Consider the following 6,176-nt stretch of genomic DNA (forward strand, 5'->3'; position numbering starts at 1 on the left):
GAATCCCTTGCGCTGAGGCCGGCGGGTACCAGGTCCCGCCCGGCGTCGACGTTCGTAGCCACTCCGCACACCTCCGGAGGCCTCCGGGGCGGCGAAGCCGCAACTCTCACCTCCTCCTCCCCCGGGAGAAAGATCAACATCCACTGAACGGTGGGTGAACCACAACCCGCGGTCCGCGGAACGGCGGGCCACCTCCGGCGGCCGCGTCCCTCACAACCGAACATAGACCCGGAGTACCACGGTCGGCACCCCCAGCGGGGCGATACCTCCGTTCGGGTGAAACGACGGTTGCACCACCTGCAACATCGCCGGTGCCCGCGGGGTTCCGCTTACCGGCGCGCTGAGGCGACCACCCGCGCACGGCGGAGTGCGGGCCCGCCTCCGGACAACGGCGCGCGCTGTCCCCGGCACCCTGGGCCGCGCCGCGTTCCGTGACGCGCCGCGCCTCACGGACGGGCGGCCCCGCTACTCCGTTCGGCGGCGCAGCGGGGCCGGACCGCCGATCACTGCGGCGGCCAGGACCCGGCCACCGGCCGCCTCGACGGCCCGGGCCGCGGCCACCAGGGAGGCACCCGTGGTCATCAGGTCGTCCACGAGGACCGCCCCGGTGCGCCTGAGCAGTCCGGCGGCGCCCGGTACGGCCTCCAGGGCCCCGGAGAGGTTGGCGAGCCGGTCCGGTGCGGCGAGGCCCGCCTGGTCGGCGACGGGGCGGCGCTGCCGCAGGACCCGGGCGGCTTGCACGGGGAGCCCGTCGCGGCGCAGCTCCGCGGCGGCGGCGCGGGCCATGCGGCGGGTGGCGTCGTGGCCGCGGGCGGCGACGGCGCGGCGGGAGGAGGGGACGGGGACGAGGAGCAGCGGCCCGATCTCGGGGGCCCCACCCCCACCCCCTCCCCTCACCGCCGCGTAGACGGCGCCCGCCAGCGCCGCGCCCAGCGGGCGCGCCAGCCCGAGGGCGCCGCGCTCCTTGTGCGCGAGCAGCACGGCGCGCGGCTGGTCGGCGTAGACGGCCGCCGCCCACACCTCCGGGAGCCCGGCGGGAGGCGGGTCGGGCCATACGCGCCGCGCCCCCGGCTCGTACAGCGTCGCCCCGCACTCCTCGCACAGTCCGGTGCGCGGCGCGCCGCACCCCGCGCACTCCCCCGGCAGTACCAGGCCCGCGATTTCGCGCCACCATTCCCGTAGGCCTCGCATGACTCAAGGATGCCGGGTGGGGGTGATGTCCACCAGGGTCGTCCACAGGGCTGTGGATAACTCCTGTGGGTAAAGCTTGACGGGAGGCCGAGCGCGGCAGAAAAGACCTGCTTTGTCACGTTTCTACGTCGCTGTGCTTGTGCATATTCGCGCAACCGACGCCCGGCCGCCGCTCAGCCCGGATAGACCGGCGCGGTGCCCTTGGGGGTGACTTCCTTCCAGTTCGCGTCCGGGGGCAGCCGGAAGATGCCGCCGTCCAGTTCCGCGAGCAGCGGCTTGTCCTGGTTCTCGGACGCGGCCACGGACTTGACGCCGCTGATGCCCGGCAGGCTCGGGGTGAAGGAGGCCGAGCCGTCCGCGTCGACGTACTGGATCTGGGGGACGCCCCCGGTCTCCTGGCCCACCACCACGAGACGGCTCACCCCGGCCCAGGAGGCGGCTTTGACGTCCTCCAGCTGCGGAGTCACCGGGCGCAGCTTGGCGACCGTGATCTGCGGGTCGTCGGAGGGCCCGGTGCGCTCGATGCGGCCCAGCCGCAATGTGGTGTGGCTGCCTTCGCGTACCAGCAGAGCGATACGGACACCGTCGGCGGCCACCCGCAGCGCCTCGATGCGTCCGTTGTCGAGATCGGGCACCGCGACGTCCACGGGTGTGCCGGTGCCGTTGCGGAACATGAGCAGCCGGGGCCGGGCGGGGTCGCGGTCGGCGACCCACAGGCCGCCGTAGCCGTCCCAGCTGGGCGCGCTGAGCCGGTTCTTCTTGTCGACTGCCCGGCTGCGCGCGACGGGGGCCCCCACTTCCCCTTCGGCGCCCAGCGAGGCCACGTAGAGGCTGGCGCCGTCCTCGGTGACGCCGGCCGCGGACTGCTCGTCCCGGCGCACCGCGACCGTGCCCAGCTTGAGCGGCCCCGACCCGAAGGCTCCGGGCACCGCGATGGGCTGGGCGTCCTCGCCGCTGAGGCTGACGAGGTGGTGTTCGGCGTCGATGAAGTACTGCTCGTTGCCCTGACCGGCCAGCCCCTCCGGGGCGTAGTCACTGGCTGCCTGCTCACGCTGCAGGGAGCAGGCGGCGCGACCGCCCGGGCCCTGTACTTCCACGGACGGCAGGGGGCTGGAGGACATGCCCTGCACGGTCTGGATGAGCTGGGCGGCCATCCGCCGGCAGCGGAGGCTGTCGCTGGGCGCGCGATTGAGCCGGACGGTGAGGCGCTGGGTGTCGTCCAGGGAGACCTTGGTGGCGTGGATGCCGCTGGAGAACGCCGATTCGACGACGGGTCGCAGCCAGTCGGTAGGTCCGCTCAGCAGCGCGTCGACGGTCGCGCCCAGCGGGTTGATGCGCTTGCGCAGATACAGGGGGTCGGCGACCAGGGCATCGCGAGGCGGGTGCCCGGTGAGGGCGTCAGGGCCCAGGGAGGCGAAATAGTAGGTGTCCACGGAGCGGTAGAAGCGGGTGAAGTCGGCCTCGCTCAGCACGAGCCCGTCGGCGACTCCGGCGATGCGCCACTCGCCGTTCTCCTTGGTCAGCCGGATGCCGGTGGTGAAGGTGCCGTCGTCCGCACCATAGGCGTGCCGGGCGTCGACAGCGGCGACCTTCTTGCCGGTGAGGCTGATCTGGGTGCCGTCGTCGCCCTTGCCGTCACCCGGGGGGCTCAGCTCCTGCAGCTGCGTGGAGTCGTCGGTGAGGATGGTGATGCCGGAGTCCGGCTTCCATCGCTGCGCCTGCTCCTTGGTCATGTAGAGCTTGGCGGTGTCGTAGTTCGCCTCGTCGCTGGTGGTCGCCTCCAGGAATCCGCTGACGATCTCCAGTGGCGTCTCGCCCTTCTGCGGTTTCACCCCGTAGACGCGTACCTGGGGGTCGGTGTCCGCGTGCTGCTCGCCGCCGACGCGGTGCACCTCGCCGCTGTCGGGCATGGAGGCGCAGCCCGTGAGCAGGACGAGGAGACAGCCCAGGAGCATGCCCGCCTTGACCGGCCGGGGTCGGCCGCCCCCCATCGCGCGCATCAGCTCTCGTCCTCCCGCGCCTGGTCCATGGTGGTGTGGGTCGCCGCGCCGCTGCCCGCGTGGTGGCCGACGACGCGGGCCCCGTTGCCGGGCAGTGCGGCGGGGTCGGCGGCGGGGGGACGGGGCGCGCTGAGCGGCATGTTGGGGATGGCGGGCGCGGCGAACCGCGACACCGGCACGCCGTGCAGTGCCGGCGCGTGCGACGGGACCGCCGCCCCTTCGAGGGCCGCGCCGAGCGCGGTGGCGCCTGCGGGCATGGTGCGGGGACCGGCGTTCAGCTCGCGGTTGCGGCGCGAGTCCTCGGGTTCCAGGGCGATCGGGGAGCCGCGCAGGCTGTCGGCGCCGGTACGGGGCAGGGTCAGCCGGAACTGCGAGCCGCCCCCCGGTTCCCCCCATGCCTGCAGCCAGCCGCCGTGCAGCCGGGCGTCCTCGAGTGCGATGGACAGGCCGAGGCCGGTGCCGCCGGTGGTGCGGGCGCGCGCGGGGTCGGCGCGCCAGAAGCGGTTGAAGACGCGGGTGGCCTCGCCGGGCTTGAGGCCGACGCCGTGGTCGCGGACGGCCACGGCGACGGCGCCGCCGGCGGATGCCATGCGGACGTGGACGTCGCGGCCCTCGCCGTGCTCGACGGCGTTGACGACGAGGTTGCGCAGGACGCGTTCGACGCGCCGTGCGTCGGCCTCCACGGTCACGGGCTGCTCGTCGCCGTGGACGAGGATGCGGCTGCCCTTGCGCTCCGCCAGCGGCTCGGCCCCCTCGACCACGCGGCGCACGACGTCGCGCAGGTCTATCGGCTCGGACTCCAGGGCCGCGGCACCGGCGTCGAATCGGCTGATCTCCAGCAGGTCGGAAAGCATCGACTCGAAACGGTCCAGCTGGTTCTGGAGCAGTTCGGCGGAGCGGGCGGTCGCCGGGTCGAAGTCCTCGCGGGCCTCGTGGATGACGTCGGCGGCCATGCGGACCGTGGTCAGCGGAGTGCGCAGTTCGTGGGAGACGTCGGAGACGAACCGGCGCTGCATCCGGGACAGGTCCTCCAGTTGCTGGATCTTGACCTGGAGGGTCTGGGCCATCTTGTTGAACGACTCGCCGAGGCGGGCGATGTCGTCCTCGCCGGTGACCTTCATACGTTCCTGGAGGTGCCCGGCGGCCAGCCGTTCGGAGATCTGGGCGGCCATGCGGACGGGGGTGACGACCTGCCGCACGACGAGCCAGGCGATGGCGCCGAGCAGCACGACGACGAAGATGCCGGCGGTGGCGAGCGTGCCCTTGACCAGGCCGAGGGTCTTCTCCTCCTGGTCGAAGGGGAAGAGGTAGTACAGCTGGTAGGGCTTGCCGTTGGGGTCGTTGAGGCGCTGTCCGACGATGAGCGCGGGTTGCCCCTGGGGGACGCTGTCGCTCTTCATCGAGGTGTAGCGCTCATAGACCTCGAGTGTTTTGTCGACGTCGGACCGCAGGTCGCCCGGCACGCTCTCCTCGGGCCACACGCCGCCGGAGCCGCGGGGTCCGTGGGTGCCGGGGCTGTCGGCGTGGGTGCTGATGTTGGAGCTGAGGGCGACGACGGAGTAGACGCCCTGACCGCCGCTGGCGAGCTGTTCGACGAGGTTGTTGAGCCACGTCGCGGTGTCGGTCTGGCTGCGTCCGTCGGTGCCGGTGTCGCCGCTGTCGGTGACGTTGCGGGCCTTCTCCTTGGCCACGGCGAAGCCGCCGACGGCCTGGCTCTGCGCGGTCTGCCGTTTGGCGTCGAGCAGTCCGTTCTTGACCTGGCCGATCACGACCACGCCGAGGAGCAGCACGACGCCCAGCGACATCAGCAGTGTGGTGGCGACGACGCGGAGCTGGATGTTGCGCCGCCACAGCCGGGTGGCGGGCTGGAGGGGCCGCCTGGCCCAGCGCACGCACGAGCGGAGCACCGGCAGCAGGCCCGTGAGGGGGTCCGCGTGCCGGCTCTCCTGCCGCTCACGCTCGTGCGAGGTCGCCATGTCAGCCCGGTCCGGCCTTGTAGCCGACGCCGCGGACGGTCACCACGATCTCGGGGCGCTCGGGGTCGCGTTCGACCTTGGAGCGCAGCCGCTGGACGTGCACGTTGACCAGGCGGGTGTCGGCGGCGTGCCGGTAGCCCCAGACCTGCTCGAGGAGCACCTCGCGGGTGAAGACCTGCCAGGGCTTGCGGGCGAGCGCGACCAGCAGGTCGAACTCGAGCGGGGTCAGCGCGATGGGCTGCCCGTCCCGCTTGACCGAGTGGCCGGCGACGTCGATGACGAGGTCGCCGATGGTGAGCTGCTCGGGTGTCGGCTCCTCGGCCCTGCGCAGCCGGGCCCGCACGCGGGCCACCAGCTCCTTGGGCTTGAAGGGCTTGATCACGTAGTCGTCGGCGCCGGACTCCAGGCCCACCACCACGTCGACGGTGTCGCTCTTCGCGGTGAGCATGACGATGGGCACCCCGGACTCGGCCCGGATCTGGCGGCACACGTCGATGCCGTCCCGTCCGGGGAGCATGAGGTCGAGGAGGACCAGATCCGGTTTGGTCTCACGGAATGCGGCGAGGGCCTTGTCACCGTCGGCCACGAACGACGGCTCAAAACCTTCGCCGCGCAGCACGATGCCAAGCATCTCCGCCAGTGCGGTGTCGTCGTCGACGACCAGGACGCGTCCCTTCATAGCGACCATCATCCCATTTTCGCATCGATAGCTTTGACCATGGTGTTCGTCGTCACCCCGCCGTGCTCTCCGTCCACTGACATCTGCCGTTGACCTGCGGTGTTCGGAGCCGTGACGTCACTCACGCATACGGTCTCCGGACACCTGGTTCCGGACAGTGAACACCCTGCCAGGTTCATGGCGAGCTGCGCGACGGGTCGTAGGGCCTTGTTCTCCGGCGAAGGTCACTTCGCCGTCTTGCCCTCGGTCTGCCGCTCGACGTCCGACTTGGCCTGGGCCTGCCTGCGGTACTCGGCGACGGCCTCGGCCGGGGTGGCCGCGCCGCCGGTC

Annotated in this window: 4 protein-coding genes; all 4 read right to left on the reverse strand. The window is 72.2% G+C overall.

The window, feature by feature from the left end; genetic code table 11:
• Nucleotides 1-465: 465 nt before the first annotated feature.
• Nucleotides 466-1,191 (reverse strand): ComF family protein, encoded by a 726-nt coding sequence (locus tag ABZ883_RS38680; RefSeq protein ID WP_360915387.1) that lies wholly within the window; start codon nt 1,189-1,191, stop codon nt 466-468.
• Nucleotides 1,192-1,364: 173 nt separating this feature from the next.
• The gene (locus ABZ883_RS38685) at nt 1,365-3,191 is read right to left on the reverse strand and encodes an LpqB family beta-propeller domain-containing protein (RefSeq protein ID WP_360915390.1); all 1,827 of its coding nucleotides are present in this window, start codon (nt 3,189-3,191) and stop codon (nt 1,365-1,367) included.
• Nucleotides 3,191-5,167: an MtrAB system histidine kinase MtrB gene (mtrB, locus tag ABZ883_RS38690; protein WP_360915394.1), complete on the reverse strand. Its 1,977-nt coding sequence runs from the start codon at nt 5,165-5,167 to the stop codon at nt 3,191-3,193. Before mtrB ends, ABZ883_RS38685 begins: the two co-directional genes overlap by 1 nt.
• Before the next feature lies 1 nt (nt 5,168).
• A complete protein-coding gene (gene mtrA / locus ABZ883_RS38695; RefSeq protein WP_078620260.1) occupies nt 5,169-5,858 on the reverse strand; it encodes a two-component system response regulator MtrA in 690 nt (229 codons plus the stop codon).
• Nucleotides 5,859-6,176: the final 318 nt, after the last annotated feature.

The organism is Streptomyces sp. NPDC046977, assembly GCF_040644455.1.
GTDB lineage: Bacteria > Actinomycetota > Actinomycetes > Streptomycetales > Streptomycetaceae > Actinacidiphila.